Below are 20162 nucleotides of genomic sequence, written 5' to 3'. Positions count from 1 at the left end.
CGCGCACCCCCGTTCGTCGGTTGCTGTTCGGCGGGGCGCCACCGTGCCCACACCACGTCGCTCTTTCGCAGCCCGGCGGACTCTGGAACACTCCAGTCGCTTGCGCCCCTACACCTCCTCACCCCACAGAGGCCCTCACCCATGGCTGAACTCGACCGACGCCGCTTCATGCAACTCGCCGGAGGCACTGCCGCCTTCACCATGCTGTCCAACAGCATCGCCCGTGCCGCCTCCCTCCCGGCCAAGGGCGCCACCGGCACCCTTGAGGACGTCGAGCACATCGTCGTGCTGATGCAGGAGAACCGCTCGTTCGACCACTACTTCGGCACGCTCAAGGGTGTACGCGGCTTCGGCGACCCGCGTCCGGTGACCTTGCCCAGCGGAAAGCCGGTGTGGCACCAGTCGTCCGGCATCAAGGAAGTGCTGCCGTTCCGGCCCGCGGCCGACAACCTCGGGCTCCAGTTCATCCAGGACCTCAACCACGACTGGGCGGGCAGTCACTGGGCGTTCAACAAGGGCAAGTACGACCAGTGGGTGCCCGCCAAGTCGGCGACGACGATGGCCTACCTCACCCGCGAGGACATCCCGTTCCACTACGCCCTCGCCGACGCGTTCACCGTCTGCGACGCGTACCACTGCTCCTTCATCGGCTCGACGGACCCGAACCGCTACTACATGTGGACGGGATACACCGGAAACGACGGCACCGGCGGCGGTCCCGTGCTCGGGAACGACGAGGCGGGGTACGGGTGGACGACGTACCCCGAACGACTGGAGAAGGCCGGGGTGTCCTGGAAGATCTATCAGGACATCGGTGACGGGCTCGACGCCGCAGGGTCCTGGGGATGGATCAGCGACGCGTACCGCGGGAACTACGGCGACAACTCGCTGCTCTACTTCAACAATTACCGCAATGCCAAGCCCGGCGACCCCCTCTACGACAAGGCGCGCACCGGCACTGACGCCAAGAACGGCGACGGGCTCTTCGACAGGCTCAAGGCCGATGTGAAGGCCGGTACCCTGCCGAAGGTCTCCTGGATCGCCGCCCCGGAAGCCTTCACCGAGCACCCCAACTGGCCCGCGAACTACGGTGCCTGGTACATCGCGCAGGTGCTGGACGCGCTGACGTCCAACCCGGAGGTGTGGGGGAGGACCGCCCTGTTCATCACGTACGACGAGAACGACGGCTTCTTCGACCACATCGTGCCGCCGTACCCGCCGTCCGGGGCCGCGCAGGGGCTGTCCACCGTGGCGACCTCCGCCGACTACTTCGCGGGCAGGATAGGTTACGCCGCAGGCCCGTACGGTCTGGGGCAGCGCGTGCCGATGCTGGTCGTCTCGCCGTGGAGCACCGGAGGGTTCTCCTGCTCCGAGGTCTTCGACCACACCTCGATCATCCGGTTCATGGAACGTCGCTTCGGGGTGAAGGAACCCAACATCTCGCCCTGGCGTCGCGCCATCTGCGGTGATCTCACCTCCGCCTTCGACTTCGGCCGTACGGACACCGCCCCGGTCGCCCTGCCCTCCACGGCCGGGTACCTGCCCCCGGACCGCAATCGGCACCCCGACTATGTGCCCGCGCCGCCCGCCGTCGGCAGCATGCCGAAACAGGAACCGGGCTCCCGGCCCACCCGGCCGCTCCCGTACGCGCCGTTCGTGGACGGCTCGGCGAACCCGGCCACCGGAAAGTACGGCCTCACCTTCAGCGGTGGCGGCGCTGCCGGGGCGCAGTTCCTGGTGACGTCCGCCAACCGTACCGACGGACCGTGGACGTACACCACCGAGGCAGGCAAGAGCCTCTCCGACGCCTGGAACACGGCCTATTCGAGCGGTGTGACCAACCTCAGCGTGTACGGTCCGAACGGCTTCCTCCGCACCTTCAAGGGACCCGGCAAGGCGGCGGGGCCCGAGGTGACCGCCCGCCACAACGCCACCAACGGGCATCTTGACCTGACGATGAATCATGCTGGTTCCGTGGACGTCCATTTGACGGTGCGCGACGCATACACCGGATCAGTCCAGACGTTCACGGTACGCGCGGGCGCGACCGTTACCCACTCGGTGGACCTGCGGGGGAGCAGCCGCTGGTACGACATCTCGGTGGTCTCCGACACGGACACCACATTCCTGCGCCGCTTCGCCGGCCACGTCGAGACGGGCGAGGCGGGTACGAGCGATCCGGCCCTGATCACCGGCTGAACCGCAGTTCGGGCGGGGCCGCGGGCGGGGGCAGGTGCCCATGCCCCCGCCCCGCCTGTCAGCCCAACGCGTCCGCCAGGGCGCTGTCCGCCGCAGCGCGCGACTCCTGCCAGAGCGTGGTGACCGGCACCCACACATGGACACCCCTGGGCATGCCCACGGTGGCCGCACGGAAGGTGACGCCCAGGTGGGAGGGGTCGGCCGAGACGGACAGGCTGCCGACGACATGCCCTTCGGTGGCCGCCGGGTCCGCAGTGCGGACTGTGGCGTATGCTCGCTCGCCCCGCGCGAGGATGTAGGGTCCGCTCTCGGCAGGTGGCACGGCTTCGGCGGAGCCGTCCAGACCCCGGAAGGTGATCGTCGGGATCCGGTCCACGACACAGGCCCGGTCGCCATGGTTGGTGACGCTTATACGGGCGACGTTCTGCTGCCCGCCGGGTGAGGCATGCACATCGAGGGCCTTCTCCGGACAGATCCCGGGGAGGCTCACGGCCCGGGTTGCGGCGCTGCCGGTCGTGGCCGACGCTGCGGTGGCGGTCAGCGTCAGGGCGGCTGCGACGGTGAGTGCGGAGGCGAGAGCAGAGCGGAGACGCATGGTGTTTCTCCCGTTGGATCGACAGCCTGCGGATGCGGCCGGACGGCCCCGCGGTCGGTGAGGCCGACATCGCCAGTGTGACCGGTATACCCCGACCCTCGCGACAGATCAGACATATTGGTTCGATATGTCTGGCGTTGCCACGAACCCATTCGCCCGGGCGTTGGCGTGCTGCCCGGGGAACGGGGCGCTGGGCGAGGGTGCGGGAGACCGCCGCGGCCACCCCATCCCGTACGCCGCTACCGCGCCCGGACCGTCGCCATCACTTCGCGGTCCGGCTGCAGCGTCAGCGTCGGTACGGGGTTGACGCTGCCCGGGTCCACCTCCAGTTCGAAACGGCGTGCCAGCACGGCAAGGATCAGCACCGCCTCGACCATCGCGAACCGTGTGCCCAGGCAGACCCGGGGGCCGCCGCCGAACGGGAACCAGGCGTACTCCGCGATGTCGTCGCCCTCCTGCGGATCCCAGCGCTCGGGACGGAATTCCTCCGGCTCGGGAAACCACCGCTCATCGCGGTGCGTCGCCCACTGGCTGGTCCACACCCTGGTGCCCTCCGGCATCGGCACACCACCGATCCGCGCACCCTCCTTGGCGACGCCGGTGACGAGCCAGATCGTCGGGTAGAGGCGCAGGGTCTCCTTGACCACCGACTGGGCGTACGTCAGCCGGGCATAGTCGTCGAACTCCGGCTCACGGTCGCCGAGTACCCGGTCCAGTTCCTCGGTGAGCGCGGCGCGCGTCCGCGGATTGCGGGACAGCAGATACCAGGCCCACACCAGAGTGGAACTGGTCGTTTCGTGCCCACCGATGTAAAGGGTGACCGTCTCGTCGCGTATCTCCTGGTCCGTGAGGTGCGCACCCGTCTCGTCGACCGCGGTCAGCAGCCGACTCAGCAGATCGGGGCGATCGTCCCCGCCGTCGCGGTGACGGGCGACGACCCGGCCCACCTCGGCGTCGATGACCGCGGCGGCCTTCCTGATCCGGGCCCGGCCCGGCGTCGGCACCCAGTCCGGCAACAGCGCGCCGATACCGGCGAACTCCTTGCCGATCTCCTGCTGCGCCACATCCATCGCCCGGCCCATCGCATCGGCGTCGGCCGGGGTGTCGACGCCGAAGATCGTACGGACCGCGATCTTCTGCGTCAGTGCCGCCATCTCGCGCTTGATGTCGATGCGGTCACCGCCGGACCAGGTGTCCGCCAGCTCCACCGTGCTGCTCGCCATCGTCGCCGCGTACGACCGCACCTGCTTGGGGCGTACGGAAGGCTGCACCAGTGACCGCTTCCGCCGCCAGTCCGTACCGCGGGCGACCACGACGCCGTTTCCCAGCACGGTCCGGAACGCGACACCGAGTGCGGGCTGGTCGAAGGTGCGTTCCGTCTCGGTGAGCAGCTCGCCTATGCACTCCGGATCGGCTATGTACACACACGGGTTGGGGCCGAATCGCCAGCCGACCATGTCGCCGTGACCGCGCAGTCGCTCGAAGAAGGCGAGGGGATTCTTTCCGAACTGTGGCAGGTTCCCGAGAAACGGCAGCCCCTTCGGGCCCGGCACGATCGTGTGGCCTCGCGGCTCGGCATCGACGGCCGGGCCGGTCTCCGTGGACATGAAAGTCTCCGCTCCCTTGTGGCGCATCCGACTTGATGCGCAGCGACCTGACTTCAGCAGTACCGCATGGCGTGGAAGGTGTCATCGGCCTTGTGCGGTACGTGAGTTGTCGAGGGTAGCGGCCGCCGTGCCGAGAACGTACGGGTGGCTGGGCGGTCGACGGGGTGTGTCCGCCGTCGCCGGACGGGCTTGGGCCCTGAGCCCGTCCGGCGGTGCGGTCCGGTGGGCTCGTGGTCCGGAGCCCGTTGCGCGATGTGCGGGTCAGACGCCCGGCGGGACCCGGGACGGGCGGCCGTTGCCGCGGGTGAGGGAGTAGCCGAAGACGGCCGCGAGCGCCCCGAGTACTCCGCCGCCGACCGTCCACAGCCAGCGGTCGGTCCACCAGCCGGAGGCCCAGCCGTCCTCGGGCTCACCGCCGCGCCACACCGTGGACGGCGAGCCGTCGCCACTGGCGGCCGAGCCGGTCGAGATCTGCTCGATGAAGGACGAACCGGGGTTCAGCGGCTCGGCGAGCGTGCCGTCCACGTCGCCGGCGCCGCCCTTGTCGACGGCCGTGACCTCGACCTCGGTCTGCACCGGAAGACCGAGGTCCGCCGAGGGCAGGTCGACGACCGTGAGACGTAGGTAGTAGTTGCCCGGCAGCGGGTCGTTGGCCCACGGCTCGGACCAGGCGCGGACGGTCCGCAGCACGCAGGTCAGCTCGACGGTCGACGAGTCGGCCGCCGCCTTCCCGGTCTGGCGGCCGTACATGCAGGCCTGGCGGCGCCGCAGCCCGTCGTACACATCGACCTGCCAGGTCGACGCGCCGTGCCGGGTGGCGCTCTCCGGCAGGGTGATCTTCGCCTTGACGGTGGCCCGCTGGCCCGCGTCGGCGGGGAACACCCAGTACAGGTAGTCACCTGTGGAGGCCCCGGCGGTGGCGCGCTGGTTCTGCTGGACCGCGGTGGCCGTACGGAAGGTGGTGCCGGCCTCGGTGGGGCCGGACCCGCCGTCCGAGGCGCTCGGGCTCGGGCTCGCCGACGGGTCGTCGGCCGCGGCGGCGCCCGCCGAGGTCAGCAGGGCGAGGCCGGTCAGCAGCGCACCCGCGAGTACACGTGTCGTACGCATCAGTTGGTCCTCCAGACGGCGATGCGCCAGCGCGAGATCCAGCCGGTCAGCAGACCCGCGACCAGTCCGGTGAGGACCAGTACGCCCAGCAGCCACCAGCCGCGGCCGAGACCGAACGCGGCGACATCGGCCGCGTCGTCCGGGGCGTCCACCAGGTCCACGGTCAGTTCGAGGGGCATGCCCGGCGCGGTCTTCACCGAGGCGGGGGCCGAGTAGGAGTTGCTGACCTGGAGGCACACGGTCTCGGCGGCGGGCTTGTCGCCGCTGTCCGTGTCGTCCTGCTCGGGCTTCGGGTAGCGCAGGCCGGAGGAGATGGCATCGGTGCGGCCGGTGCCCGACTCCGAACCCCGGACGATTTCCCGGCCGTGTACGGTCACCGCCCGCAGCAGCACGCCGTAGTCATTGTTCACGGCACGGTCCGCAAAGACGCTCACCGAGGCGCGCAGCTCCTGACCGGGCGGCACATCCACCCGGTACCAGCGGTGCTCGCCGAACTTCTCCCGGTCGGTGTACAGGCCCGCCTTGAGCTGTGGTGCCGTGGAGCAGCGGTCCGCTCCCTTCGTCTCCACCGGTGTGACGACGGGCTCGGCGGCCCGGTCGACCAACTGCTTGACACGGCCGGAGAGTTCATCGGTGTGCTGGACGGCGGTGTAGGTGCCGCCGGTGGCCTCGGCGATACAGGTCAGCTGCTCGCGGATCTTCGCGTTCGGCACCAGGCCCAGCGTGTCGATGACGAGGTGGATGCCACGGGCTGCAATGTCACGTGCCACCTCGCACGGGTCGAGCGGGCCGCAGGTGTCCTCGCCGTCGCTGATCAGCACGATCCGGCGGGTGGAGTCGCCGCCTTCGAGGTCGTCGGCGGCGCCCAGCAGGGCCGGGCCGATCGGGGTCCAGCCGGTGGGGGCCAGGGTGGCGACGGCGGTCTTCGCCTCGGTGCGGTCCAGTGGGCCGACCGGGTAGAGCTGCTTGGTGTCCTTGCAGCCGACCTTCCGGTCATCGCCCGGGTAGTCGGCGCCGAGCGTCCGGATGCCGAGCTCCACCTGCTCGGGCACCGCGTCCAGGACCTCGTTGAACGCCTGCTTCGCCGCGGCCATCCGGGACTGGCCGTCGATGTCACGGGTCCGCATGGAGCCACTGACGTCGAGCACCAGCTCGACCTTGGGGGAGGCTTTGGTGGGGGTTTCATCAGCTGCGGCGGGGAGCGCCGAACCGAGCCCGGCGGTCAGGGTGGCGAGCAGGATGCCCACCCCGACCGTCAGCCTTCTTCTTATGATCATCGCCGGATACTAGTGAAGATCGCTTCGCTTCCCCAAACCGGTCCGGAGGCGGCCGGGGGCCGTCGTCCGGGCCGGTCGAAGGGAAGTGACAGCCGGTCAGTGCTCCTTGCGGGGTGTGTGGGGCCGGCTCAGGCGTGCAGGGCTGTGCAGCGGCCAGGGGCTGTTGGGTGTACGGGTGTCAGGCCCTGCCCAGCAGTGGGCCCGCGGCCCGCTCCAGTACCGAGCCGACCCGCTCCCAGGTTGCCGAGTCCCGCTGGACGGCGGGCAGTTGGGTGTCCTCGCCCATGTTCCAACCGGTGGCGATCGCGACCGGGTCCTCGCCGGTTGCCGCGGCGGCGGCCAGCGCGGCCGCCCCCAGAGCCACCAGTTCGCCACTTCCGGGCACGATCACCGGCCGGCCGGAGAGCCGCCGTACCGTCTCCACCCAGGTGCGCCCCTGGGCGCCGCCGCCGATCAGGCGCAGCGGCCGGGCGGCCACCTCGGGGTCGGCCGGGTCGAGGCCGCAGGCCCGCAGGAGTTCGTCCAGGGCACGCAGCACGGTGAAGACCGCGCCCTCGTAGGCGGCGCCCAGGAGTTGCTGCGGGGTGGTGTCGTGCCGCAGCCCGGTGAGCAGGCCGGAGGCGGTGGGCAGATCGGGGGTGCGTTCGCCGTCGAGGTAGGGGAGGAGCACCGCCTTGCCGCCGGGGGCCGCGTCGTCGCGCTCCAGGCCGAGCAGTGCGGCGACCTTGTCCACGGCGAGGGTGCAGTTGAGTGTGCAGGCCAGCGGGAGATACGTACCGTCCGCCGCGGCGAAGCCGGAGAGTGCCGTCGACGCGGGCCGTGTCCGGGAGGCGGCGAAGACCGTTCCCGAGGTGCCGAGGCTGAGGACGGGGTGGTCCAGCAGTCCGGCGCCGCCCAGTCCGAGGCCGACGGCGGCGCTCATGTTGTCCCCGGTGCCCGCGGCCACGGCGATTCCCGCCGGCAGGCCGAGCGCGTCGGCTGCGCGGGCGGTCAGCGAACCGATGCGGGTCGCACCGGTCCCGGCCACCTCGGGCAGCAACGCGACGTCCAGACCGAGGAGTTCGAGGAGTTCGGGGTCGTACGCACCGGTCGCGGTGGAGTACCAGCCGGTGCCCGAGGCGTCACCGGGGTCGGTGACGGCGGTGCCTGCGAGGCGTTCGGTCAGGAAGTCGTGGGGGAGGCGCAGGGCCGCGGCCGCGGCGGCGTTCTCCGGTTCGTTCTCCCATAGCCACTGCCACTTCGTCGCGGTGAGGGAGGCCACCGGAACGGATCCGGTCCGCGCGGTCCAGGCCTCGGCCCCGCCCAGTGCCGCGGTGAGGGCGGCGGCCTGCGGGGCGGAGCGGGTGTCGTTCCACAGCATCGCGGGGCGCAGTGGACGCCCCGTCCGGTCGAGGGCAATCAGCCCGTGCTGCTGCCCGGCGACCGCGATACCGGTCACGGCGGAGGCGGCGACGCCGGACTCCTTCAGCCCGGCGGCGACGGCGTCGCACAGCGCCCGCCACCACACCTCCGGGTCGCTCTCGCGGGCACCCGCCTCGCCGGTGACGACATGCGGTGCCCGGCCGACGGCGAGCAGCCGGCCGGTTCCGGCGTCGACGAAGGCGGCTTTGGTGGACTGGGTGGAGCTGTCCACACCGATGACGACGGTACGCGGCGGCATGGGTGACCTCATTCCTGAGCTGCGGGAGATGGCTGCGGGGGAGACGGATGCAGCGAGATGGCTGCGGGGCATGCATCGCTTCGGGGTGTGGTTGCTGGGATGCCGCCACAGAAATTTGATCGTACGGAAAACAAATTACGCGATCGAGTGTGCCGGAAACAGGGGTCTCTCCGGATTTCTGGCTACTGGGGGGTTTCGTGCCGAACGCGCTCGGTGCATGATTAGTCATGACAGTAAACAAATGGGGTTCGGCCGCCTCGACCGGTCATGGAACCCGACAGCACTGAAGGCGGCCAGACGATGACGGAACGCTTCACGCCCACGCCCGACGACAAGTTCACCTTCGGACTGTGGACGGTGGGCTGGCAGGGTCGCGACCCCTTCGGCGATGCGACCCGCACGGCGATCGACCCGGTCGACTCCGTGCAGAGGCTCGCGGAGCTCGGTGCGTACGGTGTGACATTCCACGACGACGACCTGATCCCGTTCGGCTCGACGGACACCGAGCGTGAAGGGATCGTGAAGCGGTTCCGGCAGGCGCTGGACGCGGCCGGACTCGTCGTCCCCATGGCGACGACGAACCTCTTCACCCATCCGGTGTTCAAGGACGGCGCGTTCACCGCCAACGACCGGGACGTACGCCGCTACGCCCTGCGCAAGACGCTGCGCAACATCGACCTCGCCGTCGAGCTCGGCGCCACCACCTATGTGGCCTGGGGCGGCCGCGAGGGCTCCGAGTCCGGCGCCGCCAAGGACATCCGGGTCGCCCTCGACCGTATGAAGGAAGCCTTCGACCTGCTCGGCGACTACGTCAACGAGCAGGGGTACGACCTGAAGTTCGCCATCGAGCCCAAGCCGAACGAGCCGCGCGGCGACATCCTGCTGCCGACCATCGGTCACGCCCTCGCCTTCATCGAGCGTCTGGAGCGCCCGGAGCTGGTCGGCGTCAACCCGGAGACCGGGCACGAGCAGATGGCCGGGCTGAACTTCCCCCACGGCATCGCACAGGCACTCTGGGCGGGCAAGCTCTTCCACATCGACCTGAACGGTCAGTCCGGCATCAAGTACGACCAGGACCTGCGCTTCGGCGCGGGTGACCTGCGCCAGGCGTTCTGGCTCGTCGACCTGCTGGAGACGGCCGGTTACCAGGGCCCGCGGCACTTCGACTTCAAGCCGCCGCGGACCGAGGACTACGACGGTGTCTGGGCCTCGGCCGCGGGCTGCATGCGCAACTACCTGATCCTCAAGGAGCGCGCCGCCGCTTTCCGCGCCGACCCCGCCGTGCAGGAGGCGCTGCGCGCGTCCCGGCTCGACGAGCTGGCCCGCCCCACCGCCGAGGACGGCGTGGCCGGGCTGCTGGCCGACCGGTCGGCGTTCGAGGAGTTCGACGTGAACGCGGCGGCGGAACGAGGCATGGCGTTCGAGGCCCTGGACCAGCTGGCGATGGATCATCTGCTCGGGGTCCGCTGATCCCGGCCCGCAGCGACGCGGGGCCACGGGTGTGGGCCGGGCACCAGGTGTCCGGCCCACACCCTTTCGCGTTCGCGTGGAGCGGCCGACGGTCCGGGCCGTACCCGGTGCGGGCGGATCGGCCGGGTGTCCGGTCCGTGCCCGTGCGGGCGGATAAGCCGGTTGCCGGCCCGCTCCCGCGCAGGGGCGGATCAGCCGGTTTCCCGGCCGTCCGCGTACGCCACCGGGTCGGCCAGTACCCCCGTCATCACCAACGCCGCAGCGCCCCGCGCCGCGTCACCCGCCACGGACGAGGCGCGCAGACGGCCGCTCCCGGGGGCCCAGAGCCCGGACACCACCCGGCCGGTCAGCTCCTCGTCGGCGGGCGGTGACAGCCACGGCATCAGGTTCCGGTACATGCCGCCGAGCACCACCGCGTCCGGGTCCAGCAGATTCACCGTCCCGGACAGCACCCGCCCCAGCATCCGGCCGGCCTCCGCGACAGCGGCCACCGCCTGCTCGTCCCCGGCCCGGGCGCGCCGTTCCAGCTCGGCCACCCCGGAGCCGCTGCCGGAATCCTGGATCCCGGCGGCCCGCAACAGCGCCGCCTGTCCCGCGTACTGCTCCAGACAGCCGCGCGAGCCGCACCGGCACTGCGGTCCCTCCGCGTCCACCACCACATGCCCGATCTCCCCGGCGAACCCGTGCGCCCCGCGCAGGAGTTCACCGTCGATGACCAGGGCGCCACCGACGCCGATCTCGCCCGTCAGATAGAGGAAACTGCGGACCGTGTCGAGTCCGCCGAACCAGAGCTCGGCCAGCGCCGCCAGATTGGCCTCGTTCTCCGAACTCACCGGCAGCGCCTCGTGACGGGGTTGCTCGGCGGCGAGCGAAGCGGCGAAGAGTTCCTCGGCCGGAACCTGATTCCAGCCCAGGTTGGGCGCCTGGCGCACCGCACCGCCGGAGACCAGACCGGGCAGGGCGAGCACCACCCCGACCGGGAACAGTTCCTGCTCGCGCGCCGACTCCAGGGTGCGCGCCGCGATCCCGGCCGCCCGCGCCAGCACCTCCGCGGGCGGCGCGCCGCGGTTGTCGAGGTGCTCGGTGAGCCGTACCCGGCCGGTGCCCGCCAGATCGACGACACATACCGACACATAGTCGATGTTGACCTCCACACCGAGCCCGGCAGGCCCCGTGCGCGCCACTTTGAGCGCGGTCCCGGGGCGACCCGCCTGCCCGCTGAAGGTCTTGCCGGACTCGGTGAGGAACCCGATGTCGATGAGCTGCTCGACGAGCGAGGACACCGCGGCCCGGGTCAGCCCCACCCGCGCGGCGACCCCGGCCCTGGTCGCTTCGCCCTCGTCGCGGACGGCCCGCAGCACCAGACTGAGGTTGCTCCGGCGCACGGTGTCCTTGTCGGCCTTGGGCCCCAGCGGTGTGAGGTTGCTCTTCATGTTGGATCCGAGCCTATGCGATCCCTTGTGCGATCAGTCCTGTGAGCTGGTGAGCTTTTGCGGCCGGCACGTCCTGACGCCGTTCGCCGTCACATCGCCGGGGGCGGCCCGTTCGCAGGAGGAGGGAACCCGCCGCGAACGGGCCGCCGGTGAAGGTGAACCCGTGCGCGCGCCCGCACGGGCCGTCGGAACGTACGGCGCTCAGGCCGTCGAACCGCGCTCCTTGAGCATGTCCGCCATGAGCGCGATCTCGGACTGCTGGCCCTGGACCATGCCCGCCGCCAGATTCCTGATCTCATCGGTTCCGGCCGCGGCGGCCGCCGCCTGTGCCATCTGCGCACCGGCACGGTGGTGCGCGGTCATCAGCTTCAGGAACAGCACCTCGGCGTCCTTGCCCTTCGCCGCCCGCAGTGCGTCGAGTTCGGTGTCGGTCGCCATGCCCGGCATCAGCGAACCGTCGCCCCTGGGCGTGACGGTGTGCCCCATCCATTCCATGGGAGGTGCGCTCGAAGACTTCGCCCGGCCCCACATCTCCAGCCAGCCGAGCATCATGCCGCGCTGATTGGCCTGGGTGTTGATGATGTCGTACGCGAGCCGGCGTACCGCCACGTCGGACGTACGGTCCCGCACGATGAACGACATCTCGACCGCCTGCTGATGGTGGATCGACATGTCGCGCGCGAACCCGACATCGGCGGACGTGTCCGAGGGTGCGGCCGCCGGTGCGGCGGAGCCCGCGGAGGGCGACGGCCGTACGAGCATCAGCGCGACCAGGCCCAGCGCCAGCAGCAGCACCACACCGCCCGCCATCATCATCGGGCGCGAGGATCGGACCGCGGACGTCACTGGGCGACCCCGCCCGTGCAGGCCGCGCCCGGCTCCGGGGTCTGCGGACCCTGCACGTACTTGGTGAAGAACTGCGCCACGCGTGCGTCGGTGGCACTCGTCACCGTCACCTGCTTGCCCCAGGCGCTGAGCATGAGCGGGGCGGCCTGGTCCTCGACCGGGCTCATCAGGGAGTAGGGCGTTGCCTCGACCCGCTCGCCCAGCTTCTTGATGTCGGCCGGCTTCGCCTTGCTCGTGTACGTGACCCAGACCGCGCCGTGCTCAAGGGAGTGGACGGCGTTCTCCTTCGGTATCGCCTCGGTGTAGACATCGGCGTCGCAGTTCATCCACACCGGGTTGTGGTCGCCGCCGACCGGCGGGTTCATCGGGTAGCCGACCTTCTTCCCGACATGGTTCTGGGAGAGCTTGTCCCAGGTCCGCTCGCCCTGTACGGGCGAGGACTTGGCCTCGACCTCGGCTTCTTCCTTGTCGTTGGCGGCGGACATCAGGTAGCCGCCGCCCGCGACGAGTGCGGCGATCGCGGCGACGGACGCGGTGAGGGTGATGATGCGGCTGCGCCGCTCGCGGGCCCGCTCCTTGCGGCGGGCCTCTTCCAGCTTGGCGCGGCGTGCGGCGGCAGGGGTGTTCTGCTTCTTGGCGGAAGCCATGGAGAGTCGTCCTTCGGTTCAGCAAGACTGACGGAGTTGAGGGCATGCGGGAGAACGTCCTCGGTGTCCCGAGGAACGGGCCCTGCCTCTAGATCCGTTGAACCTGCAGACGCAGATGGTCGACTTCCCGCACGGCGTCGTTGGACGGGCCGCGGATCGCGGCGGCGCCGGTGAGCGGGGCGACGGGGGCTGTGGCGGTCACACCGGGAAGGGCCACGGGTGCGCTCTGGCCGGGCAGTACGACCGGTGCCGCATGCTCGGAGGTTCCGTGGCAGGAACTGCCCATGCCCCGGTCCTCAGGGGCATCGGCCACCACGGTCCGTACGACCACGGCATGCACGGGCGTCATGGCCCGGTCGGCGACTGCGGTGCGGGTACCGGACTGGTGCGAGGCCGAGCCCGGGGCCGTGACCGAACAGCACGAGACCATGGCGAGCAGTACGAGCAGCCAGCCGAGAACGGCCGACGCGTGGGCGCCCTGCCGTCGTCGGTGCGTCCGTTCGCTCAGCCTGTTCATCACCGCCATCGTACGTGGTGCGTGAAGTTTCAACGAGGGGTGCATGGCTGTGGATGTGCGGGATGCGGACTCCCATTGTCGGAGGGGCGGGATAGTGTGCCCCGGTGACAACGCACTCGAACGTATCTGCGGGCTGGTATTCGGATCCGCACGGCGCGCCCCAGCTGCTGCGCTACTGGGACGGTTCCCAGTGGACCGAGCACACGCACCCGGCCGGTGGGCAGCAGCCCCAGGCCGCGGCTCAGGCGCAGGCGGCGCCCGCTCAGGCCCAGGCGCCCGCTCAGCCGCAGGCTCAGATGCCGCAGCAGCAGGCCGCCCCGCAGCATCAGCAGGTCGCTCCCGCGCAGCAGGCCGCGTACCAGCAGGCGGGGGTTCCGTCCCAGCAGGTCGCTCACCAGCAGCCCGGGGTTCCGCCGCAGCAGGGGGGTGTTCCCGGCGCAGGCTCGCTCTTCAATCAGCAGGTCCTGGTCGTGAGCCAGAAGGCCAAGCTGATCGAGGTGACGAACGAGTACAGCGTCTTCGACCAGCACGGCAACACCGTCGGCTCGGTCGTCCAGGTCGGCCAGAGCGCGCTGCGCAAGGTGCTGCGCTTCCTGAGCAGCATCGACCAGTACCTGACCCACCGCCTCGAGATCCGTGACGCGTACGGTCAGCCGCAGCTCCTGCTGACCCGCCCGGCGAAGTTCATCAAGTCCAAGGTCATCGTGCAGCGACCCGACGGGCAGCCGGTCGGCGAGATCGTCCAGCAGAATGCCCTCGGCAAGATCAACTTCGCGATCATGGCGGATGGGCGGCAGATCGGTGCGATCAAGGCGGAGAACTGGCGCGCCTGGAACTTCGCGATCGTCGACCACAACGACGCGGAGATAGCCCGGATCACCAAGACCTGGGAAGGCCTCGCGAAGACGCTGTTCACCACGGCGGACAACTATGTGCTGCAGATCCACTACCAGCTGCCCGAGCCGCTGCTGAGCCTCGTCGTCGCAACGGCGCTGACCGTCGACACCGCCCTCAAGCAGGACGCCCGCGGCTTCGGCTGACGCGGGTACGCGGGAGCCCCCTTGTGCGATCTTCCGCGCAAGGGGGCTCCCGTGTACCGCCGGAACGGGTTCCGCCCCGTGCGATGATGCGCCCATGCCGTACTTGGTGCCGCCCCATATCCCTCCGGGGCGCCTCGCGGACTCCGTGCAACCCGCTCTGCCCGTCGCCGACGACCTGCTCCTGCGGCCGTGGCGGTACGCGGACGCACCGGCCGTCCTCGCCGCCTTCGCCGACCCGGTCATCCAGCGCTGGCATCTGCGCCGGGCCGACTCCGAGGACGAGGCGCGCGACTGGATCGACCAGTGGCAGAGCGCCTGGCACTGTGAGACCGGAGCCCACTGGGCCGTCGTCCGCCCCGCAAGCGCGGCTGACGGAGCCGAGGAAGTGCTCGGCCGGGTCGCGCTCCGCTCCCTGACGCCGGCCATCGGTCATGCCGAATGCGCCTACTGGATGCTGCCGGCCGCCCGCGGACGCGGCGTCGCGCCCCGAGCCGTCTCGGTGCTGGCGCGTTGGGCCTTCGACGAGATCGGGTTCGAGCGCCTCGAACTCGCCCACTCCGTGCTGAACGAGGCGTCCTGCCGAGTGGCGGCCAAAGCGGGCTTCGCCCTGGAGGGCACCAGGCGCCGGGGCATTCTGCATGCCGACGGCTGGCACGACATGCACGTCCATGCCCGGATCCGCGGGGACGACGTCCCTCGTTGACCGGTGTGGCGAATGAGCGGCGCCACCGGGTGGCGGACGGCGAGTGCGGTCATCCGCGGTCCAGCGCACGGTCCGTGAGGGCACCTGCGCAGCCGGTGTACCGGGCGGGTTCGGTCAGGTCGGAAAGATCGAGACCGGCAAGTTCGGGCTCCTCGTCCAGCACATCGCCGAGGACATCGGCCAGATCCGTGGTCTCCGCCCGGGCCCGGGCGGCGGCGCTCACCAGAACCTCCTTGGCGCGCTTGCGGCCGATGCGCTCGGCGAACACGGCGGCCAGCCGCTCCGAGACGATCAGCCCGTCGGTGAGCTGGAGATTCTCCCGCATGGCGTACGGGACGACGCGCAGTTGGTCGGTGAGTTCGGCGGCGTCGTTCGCGGCCCCACCGACGAGCCGCAGCAGTTCGCGCAGCGGCTCCCACTCGGCGTGCCACGACCCGGCCGGCCGCTCGTCCTCGGCCGCGAGCGAGCCGTACAGCGTCGCCGCCAGGCCGGGGGCGCGACGGGCGGCCGCGGCGATCAGCGTGGCGCGCACCGGATTGGCCTTGTGCGGCATGGTGGACGAACCACCGCCCTTCCCCTCGGTGACCTCGCCGATCTCGGTACGGGACAGGGTGAGCACATCGGCCGCCAACTTGCCGAGCGCACCTGCCGTGAAGGCGAGCGCGCCCGCCAGATCGGCGATCGGGGTACGCAGGCTGAGCCACGGCAAGAGCGGTTCGGCCAGACCGAGTTCGTTCGCGAATGCCTGGAGCACGGTCAGTCCGCGGCCGTCGGCGTCGGCGACTTCGGCTTCGTCGATGGGCGCGAAGGTATTGAAGGCGGCCAACGTTCCTGCCGCGCCACCGAGTTGCGCGGGAAGTGATTCCCGTACGGCCGAGATCCGGTCCCGTGCGTCGAGGATCAGCGCACGCCACCCGGCTGCCTTCAGCCCGAAGGTGGTCGGCACGGCGTGCTGGGTGAGCGTACGGCCGGCCATCGGGGTGTTGCGATGTGCGAGTGCGAGCCGTGCCACCGCCTCCGCGGACCGCGCCAGATCGTCGAGCACCGGTGCCAGGGCCCGGGCGGCGATCAGCATGGCGGCCGTGTCGAGGATGTCCTGGCTGGAGGCGCCCCGGTGCACGTACGGCCGGACGTCCTGCTCGACGGCGTCGACCAGGTCGAAGACCAGCGGGGTGACCGGATTGCCGCTCGCACGTGCGCGCAGCGCCACATCCCGCACATCGAAGCGGCTCGCGTCGGCCGCCGCGGTCACCGCCCGCCCGGCCTCGGCGGGGGCGAGCCCGCAGAGGGACTGGGCGCGGGTGAGCGCGGCCTCGGCGTCGAGCATCGCCTGCAGAAAGGCGCTGTCGCCGGTGGCCGTCTCGGCGGGTGAGCCCGCCCGGGGGCGAGCAGTCCGACATCGCTCTCGTACATCAGCTGAACTCCAGGAAGACCGTTCGCCGTGCCCCCGCAGGCGGAGGCCGAACCGGTGAGTGCGCGGGTCCGTGGGTGTCGCGATCAGTGTGGCCCGGTGCTCGGCGTCCAGCGACTCCAAAAGCGTTTCACCTGCCGGAACCGCGACGGAGAGGTACGGGGCACCGCCCGGCGGCAGGGCCCGTACCACCCGATTGCCCGTCGGTGTCCGTCGACATCCGGTCCCGCCCGGCGTCCGGCTCCGGCGAGAGGCCCTGGCTAGCCCTCGTCGCCCGCCCGGTGGATACCGAACACCGCGCCCTGCGGATCCCGGACCACCGCGATCCGAGGTCCGTCCGGAACGCTCGTCGGGGGCATCAGCAGTTCGCCGCCCGCCCCCTGCGCGGTGGCCGCCGCCACGTCGACGTCCGTCACGGCGAAGTACGGCAGCCAGTTGGGTGGCGCCTCCGGCGGGAACCTGTCGTCCATGATCAGCATGCCGCCGAAGTCCTCGCCGGCCACGCCCCACTGCGTGTAGCTCTCCGCAGCGGTGTTCACCGTCCATCCGAGGACCGCTGGGTAGAAAGCGAGCGACTGGTCGGCCTCCCGGGTGACGAGTTCGACCCAGCCGAGCGTGCCCGGGTCGTTCAGCCGCTCGGCGCCGGCGAAGGCGCGGCCCTGCCACAGCGAGAACACCGCACCGGACGGATCCGCGACCACCGCGAACCTGCCCTGGTCGAACACGTCCATCGGGCCGACCAGGAGCGAGCCGCCCGCCGACTTCACCTTCTCGACCGTGGCGTCCGTGTCCTGGCTGGCGAACGAGACCGTCCAGGCGGGTGGCTGTCCCGGCTGGTAGACCGGACTCAGTGCGGCCACTCGCGCATCTCCGAGGTGCGCCATGGTGTAGCCGCCCGCCTCCTCACGCGGATCGGTCTCGGAGCGCCAGCCGAAGAGCGCCGCGTAGAACGACTTGGCAGCCGGGATGTCGGGGGTGCTCAGCTCGATCCAGCAGGGACCGCTGGGCACCGGTTTGGTGAGCTTCATTCAGATTCCTTAGTGCATGCATCGAAATATGCCTGTTTGTCCTCGCGTGGTTGAACGCTATGGGTTCGCGGAGGGGGCGGCCATCGGCGCCGCGGCAGCGTGATAAAGAAATTGTTTTACAGGTGTAATACCTGCTAAAGTATTTGGGTGAGCGATACAACCATCCGATCCCGGCAGCCCTCGGTGCGCAGACTCCCGCTGGCCGCCCCCCTGCGCCTCGCCCGGCCCTCGGACATGTGGTTCAAGCCGGCGCTGAGTGTGGTCGTCGCCACCGCCGTACCGGATCTGCTGCTGTTCGCCATCGACCGGCTCGACCTCGTGATGTACACGATGGCCGGTTCGCTCTGTGCGCTGTACGGCCACAACCTGCCGTACGCCCGCCGCGCCCGAGCCGTCGCGGGGGTCGTCGTCTCCATGGTCATCGGCATGGCGATATCCCTCGTCGCGGCCTCGCTCACGGGATCGACCGCCGTGCTGATCGCGGTGGGCGCGCTGCTCGCCGCCGGACAGAAGATGCTCTGCGACGCCACCCGCATCGGCCCGCCAGGGCCGGTGATCTTCACGTTCGTCACCTCGGCCGCACTTTTCGCCCCGCAGCACCTCGGCCAAGTACCCGGCCACCTCGCGCTGACCCTGGCCGCGGGCGTGATCTCCTGGCTGGTCACGGTCGGCCCCGCGGTGATCCGCAGGGAGGGCCCGGAGCGCCGGGCGACCGCCCGCGCACTCGACGCGGCCGCGGCATACGTCACCGCCCCCGGCCACCGCACCCGGCGCGCCGCGGTCGCGGCCGTGCACGCGGCCTGGCAGGCGCTGCTCGCCGCCGGACGCCCCACCCCCGTACGCCGGGCTCTCGAACGTCTCGTCGTCCACGCCGAGGCCGCCCTCGCCGGGGGCGCCCGCGGCGAGGCCCCGATCGCTCCCGCCTCCGACCCCTTTCCCGCCTCCGCCCCCGAGCGGCTCCGCGCCTGGGCCCGGCAGACCCGTGCCCGTGGACCCGTCCCCACTCCGCCGCCCGCCCCCGGCACGTCCGATGAGCTGTTCGGTATCGACGTCGAACGGGCCGCCCGGCGCACACGAAGCCGCCGCGACGCCCGCCGCGCGCTGCTGCGCAGCCTCGCCCCGGGCTCCCCGCTGCTCCCCATCGGCGCCCGTACGCTCATCGGCTGCGCCCTGGCCGGATATGTCTCCCAGGCGGCCGGTGTCGGCCGGCCCTACTGGGCGATCGTCACGGCCGCCTCCCTGTACCAGGCCAACGTGACATTGTCCTGGAACCGGGCCCTTCAGCGGACCCTCGGCAATCTGCTCGGCGTCCTCGTCTTCGCCGCCGTCCTCCCGGTCAGCCGCACCGGACCGCTGGCCCTCATCGGCTTCTGCCTGTTCTTCGGCTTCGCGGCCGAGGCCCTGATCACCCGCAACTACTGGCTCGGCTCCATCGCCGTCACGCCGATGGCCCTGCTGGTCCTGGAGTTCGGCGGCACCCACCCGGCCGGTGAGCTCATCGGCGACCGGGTCCTGGACACTGTGATCGGCGCCGGGGTGGGCATCCTCGCCGCCATGCTGGTGACCAACCGCCGGGCCGCCGGACGCCTCGAAAAGGCCCTGGCCGCCACCGACCGGGCCCGCGCCCACGCCGTACACGCGCTCGCCGCCCCGCAGCCCACGCCCGCCGCCCTCGACGCCGCGCGCCGCAGGCTGACCGGATCGCTCGTCGAGCTGCGCGAGGCCGACGACACCGCAGCGGGCGAATGGTGGCAGCGGGCCCTGCCCCAGGAGCAGGTCCTCGCGGCCGAGCAGGCCGGACACCGTACGCTCGCGGCGACAGCAACACGGCAGGGGCTGATCGCCCCCGCCCAGGAGAACGGAGCGGTGTGACCGACGACATCGTCGCCTCGGTGGTGCGGCAGTGGCAGGCCGTCAACCCGGAGCTGGACACCGGACCGATGGAACTGATCGGCCGTATCAACCGCTGCGCGGCCCTGCTCCAGCAGGCGGAGGACGCCCCGCTGCGCGCCGCCGGCCTGACCCGCGCCGAGTTCGACCTGCTCGGTGCCGTACGCCGTACCGACCGCGAACTCACCCCGGGCGAGCTGGCCAGGGAGACGTTCTCCTCCGGCGCCGCCGTCACGAAGCGTCTGCGGGTCCTTCAGGAGCGTGGGCTCGTCGACCGCCGCAGCGACGCCCGCGACCGCCGCGTCGCCCATGTCCGCCTCACCGAGGAGGGCCGCGACCTGGTCGACCGGCTGCTGCCCCGGCAGCTGGCGTACGAACGCATGGTGCTGTCCGGTCTCGACGAGCAGTCCCGCACCCGGCTCAGCACCCAGCTCAGCGAGTTGCTGGTGCAGCTGGAGGGACGCATCGGCGGCGCCCGGCGCTGAACCGGGGGCCGGGACTCCGCCGGGTCGGCCCGCGGTCGGGACCGGCAGCACCGCACTGCCAGGCACCACTGGAAATAAATCCCGCGCGGACATCGGTACGTCGCTGCTAACGTCCGCCGCATGAAGAAGCGCGCTGCCATGACGACGACGCCGGAGAGTGTCCCGGCGCGCTGACAGCTGTTCAGTCCGAAGCCCCGGGGCGAGTACCCCGGGGCTTCGCGCTGCGGTCACTCGTCCGACGACCGCG

At 71.0% G+C, this 20162-nt stretch carries 17 protein-coding genes; 6 read left to right on the top strand and 11 right to left on the bottom strand.

The genetic code is table 11. From position 1 onward, the window contains the following. The first annotated feature begins 141 nt into the window (after positions 1 to 141). Entirely contained in the window at positions 142 to 2199 is a 2058-nt protein-coding gene (locus NRF20_RS08040) for a phosphocholine-specific phospholipase C (RefSeq protein ID WP_413752295.1), read from the top strand. Between the two features lie 58 nt (positions 2200 to 2257). Here NRF20_RS08040 and NRF20_RS08035 read toward each other — a convergent pair whose 3' ends face one another. From NRF20_RS08035 to xylB, 5 genes are all read right to left on the bottom strand, one after another. Beyond that, entirely contained in the window at positions 2258 to 2794 is a 537-nt protein-coding gene (locus NRF20_RS08035) for a DUF4232 domain-containing protein (protein WP_413752294.1), read from the bottom strand. A gap of 239 nt (positions 2795 to 3033) precedes the next feature. Beyond that, entirely contained in the window at positions 3034 to 4401 is a 1368-nt protein-coding gene (locus NRF20_RS08030) for a cytochrome P450 (protein ID WP_398630677.1), read from the bottom strand. A 261-nt stretch (positions 4402 to 4662) separates the two neighbouring features. After that, on the bottom strand, positions 4663 to 5508 hold the full coding sequence (locus NRF20_RS08025) for a hypothetical protein (RefSeq protein WP_398630678.1): 846 nt from the start codon (positions 5506 to 5508) through the stop codon (positions 4663 to 4665). After that, positions 5508 to 6785 (bottom strand): VWA domain-containing protein, encoded by a 1278-nt coding sequence (locus NRF20_RS08020; protein ID WP_413752293.1) that lies wholly within the window; start codon positions 6783 to 6785, stop codon positions 5508 to 5510. The genes NRF20_RS08025 and NRF20_RS08020 overlap by 1 nt, the downstream gene beginning before the upstream one ends. 178 nt (positions 6786 to 6963) lie before the next feature. Further along, entirely contained in the window at positions 6964 to 8445 is a 1482-nt protein-coding gene (gene xylB / locus NRF20_RS08015; protein WP_398630680.1) for a xylulokinase, read from the bottom strand. Between the two features lie 300 nt (positions 8446 to 8745). Here xylB and xylA point away from each other — a divergent pair, with 300 nt between their 5' ends. Beyond that, positions 8746 to 9915: a xylose isomerase gene (xylA, locus tag NRF20_RS08010; RefSeq protein ID WP_413752292.1), complete on the top strand. Its 1170-nt coding sequence runs from the start codon at positions 8746 to 8748 to the stop codon at positions 9913 to 9915. A gap of 191 nt (positions 9916 to 10106) precedes the next feature. On the opposite strand, the gene NRF20_RS08005 is transcribed toward xylA, so the two are convergent. The 4 genes from NRF20_RS08005 to NRF20_RS07990 form a co-directional block, all read right to left on the bottom strand. Continuing rightward, on the bottom strand, positions 10107 to 11348 hold the full coding sequence (locus NRF20_RS08005; protein WP_398630682.1) for an ROK family protein: 1242 nt from the start codon (positions 11346 to 11348) through the stop codon (positions 10107 to 10109). Positions 11349 to 11549: 201 nt separating this feature from the next. Further along, on the bottom strand, positions 11550 to 12164 hold the full coding sequence (locus NRF20_RS08000) for a DUF305 domain-containing protein (RefSeq protein WP_398630683.1): 615 nt from the start codon (positions 12162 to 12164) through the stop codon (positions 11550 to 11552). Between the two features lie 26 nt (positions 12165 to 12190). Next, positions 12191 to 12841 (bottom strand): DUF3105 domain-containing protein, encoded by a 651-nt coding sequence (locus NRF20_RS07995; protein WP_413752291.1) that lies wholly within the window; start codon positions 12839 to 12841, stop codon positions 12191 to 12193. A gap of 88 nt (positions 12842 to 12929) precedes the next feature. Then, positions 12930 to 13358, bottom strand: coding sequence for a hypothetical protein (locus NRF20_RS07990; RefSeq protein WP_398630685.1), 429 nt, complete (start codon positions 13356 to 13358; stop codon positions 12930 to 12932). A gap of 104 nt (positions 13359 to 13462) precedes the next feature. Here NRF20_RS07990 and NRF20_RS07985 point away from each other — a divergent pair, with 104 nt between their 5' ends. Both NRF20_RS07985 and NRF20_RS07980 read left to right on the top strand, forming a co-directional pair. Next, entirely contained in the window at positions 13463 to 14398 is a 936-nt protein-coding gene (locus NRF20_RS07985) for a phospholipid scramblase-related protein (RefSeq protein ID WP_398630686.1), read from the top strand. 94 nt (positions 14399 to 14492) lie between these two features. Further along, entirely contained in the window at positions 14493 to 15101 is a 609-nt protein-coding gene (locus NRF20_RS07980; protein WP_266355980.1) for a GNAT family N-acetyltransferase, read from the top strand. Between the two features lie 49 nt (positions 15102 to 15150). Here the strand turns inward: NRF20_RS07980 and pcaB are convergent, their stop codons facing one another. After that, a complete protein-coding gene (gene pcaB, locus NRF20_RS07975; protein ID WP_413752290.1) occupies positions 15151 to 16428 on the bottom strand; it encodes a 3-carboxy-cis,cis-muconate cycloisomerase in 1278 nt (425 codons plus the stop codon). A gap of 344 nt (positions 16429 to 16772) precedes the next feature. Continuing rightward, positions 16773 to 17540 carry a VOC family protein gene (locus tag NRF20_RS07970; protein WP_413752289.1) on the bottom strand — a complete coding sequence of 256 codons (768 nt, stop codon included), beginning with the start codon at positions 17538 to 17540 and terminating at the stop codon, positions 16773 to 16775. Between the two features lie 147 nt (positions 17541 to 17687). On the opposite strand from NRF20_RS07970, the gene NRF20_RS07965 reads away from it, so the two are divergent. Continuing rightward, positions 17688 to 19412 carry an FUSC family protein gene (locus NRF20_RS07965; protein ID WP_398630689.1) on the top strand — a complete coding sequence of 575 codons (1725 nt, stop codon included), beginning with the start codon at positions 17688 to 17690 and terminating at the stop codon, positions 19410 to 19412. Beyond that, entirely contained in the window at positions 19409 to 19915 is a 507-nt protein-coding gene (locus tag NRF20_RS07960) for a MarR family winged helix-turn-helix transcriptional regulator (RefSeq protein WP_383053569.1), read from the top strand. Before NRF20_RS07965 ends, NRF20_RS07960 begins: the two co-directional genes overlap by 4 nt. Positions 19916 to 20162 lie beyond the last annotated feature (247 nt).

This window comes from Streptomyces sp. R-74717, assembly GCF_047305335.1.
In the GTDB taxonomy this organism is placed as follows: Bacteria; Actinomycetota; Actinomycetes; order Streptomycetales; family Streptomycetaceae; genus Streptomyces; species Streptomyces atratus.
The sequence above is the reverse complement of the archived record's forward strand: the minus strand, read 5'-3'. Positions and strand labels throughout refer to the sequence as shown.

Coding starts and splice junctions, on each gene's coding strand:
- NRF20_RS08005 (WP_398630682.1), bottom strand. CDS start 11,348: ATGAAGAGCAACCTCACACCGCTGGGGCCCAAGGCCGACAAGGACACC.
- NRF20_RS08040 (WP_413752295.1), top strand. CDS start 142: ATGGCTGAACTCGACCGACGCCGCTTCATGCAACTCGCCGGAGGCACT.
- NRF20_RS08035 (WP_413752294.1), bottom strand. CDS start 2,794: ATGCGTCTCCGCTCTGCTCTCGCCTCCGCACTCACCGTCGCAGCCGCC.
- NRF20_RS08000 (WP_398630683.1), bottom strand. CDS start 12,164: ATGATGATGGCGGGCGGTGTGGTGCTGCTGCTGGCGCTGGGCCTGGTC.
- NRF20_RS08030 (WP_398630677.1), bottom strand. CDS start 4,401: ATGTCCACGGAGACCGGCCCGGCCGTCGATGCCGAGCCGCGAGGCCAC.
- NRF20_RS07970 (WP_413752289.1), bottom strand. CDS start 17,540: ATGAAGCTCACCAAACCGGTGCCCAGCGGTCCCTGCTGGATCGAGCTG.
- xylB (WP_398630680.1), bottom strand. CDS start 8,445: ATGCCGCCGCGTACCGTCGTCATCGGTGTGGACAGCTCCACCCAGTCC.
- pcaB (WP_413752290.1), bottom strand. CDS start 16,428: ATGCTCGACGCCGAGGCCGCGCTCACCCGCGCCCAGTCCCTCTGCGGG.
- NRF20_RS08025 (WP_398630678.1), bottom strand. CDS start 5,508: ATGCGTACGACACGTGTACTCGCGGGTGCGCTGCTGACCGGCCTCGCC.
- NRF20_RS07990 (WP_398630685.1), bottom strand. CDS start 13,358: ATGAACAGGCTGAGCGAACGGACGCACCGACGACGGCAGGGCGCCCAC.
- NRF20_RS07980 (WP_266355980.1), top strand. CDS start 14,493: ATGCCGTACTTGGTGCCGCCCCATATCCCTCCGGGGCGCCTCGCGGAC.
- xylA (WP_413752292.1), top strand. CDS start 8,746: ATGACGGAACGCTTCACGCCCACGCCCGACGACAAGTTCACCTTCGGA.
- NRF20_RS07995 (WP_413752291.1), bottom strand. CDS start 12,841: ATGGCTTCCGCCAAGAAGCAGAACACCCCTGCCGCCGCACGCCGCGCC.
- NRF20_RS08020 (WP_413752293.1), bottom strand. CDS start 6,785: ATGATCATAAGAAGAAGGCTGACGGTCGGGGTGGGCATCCTGCTCGCC.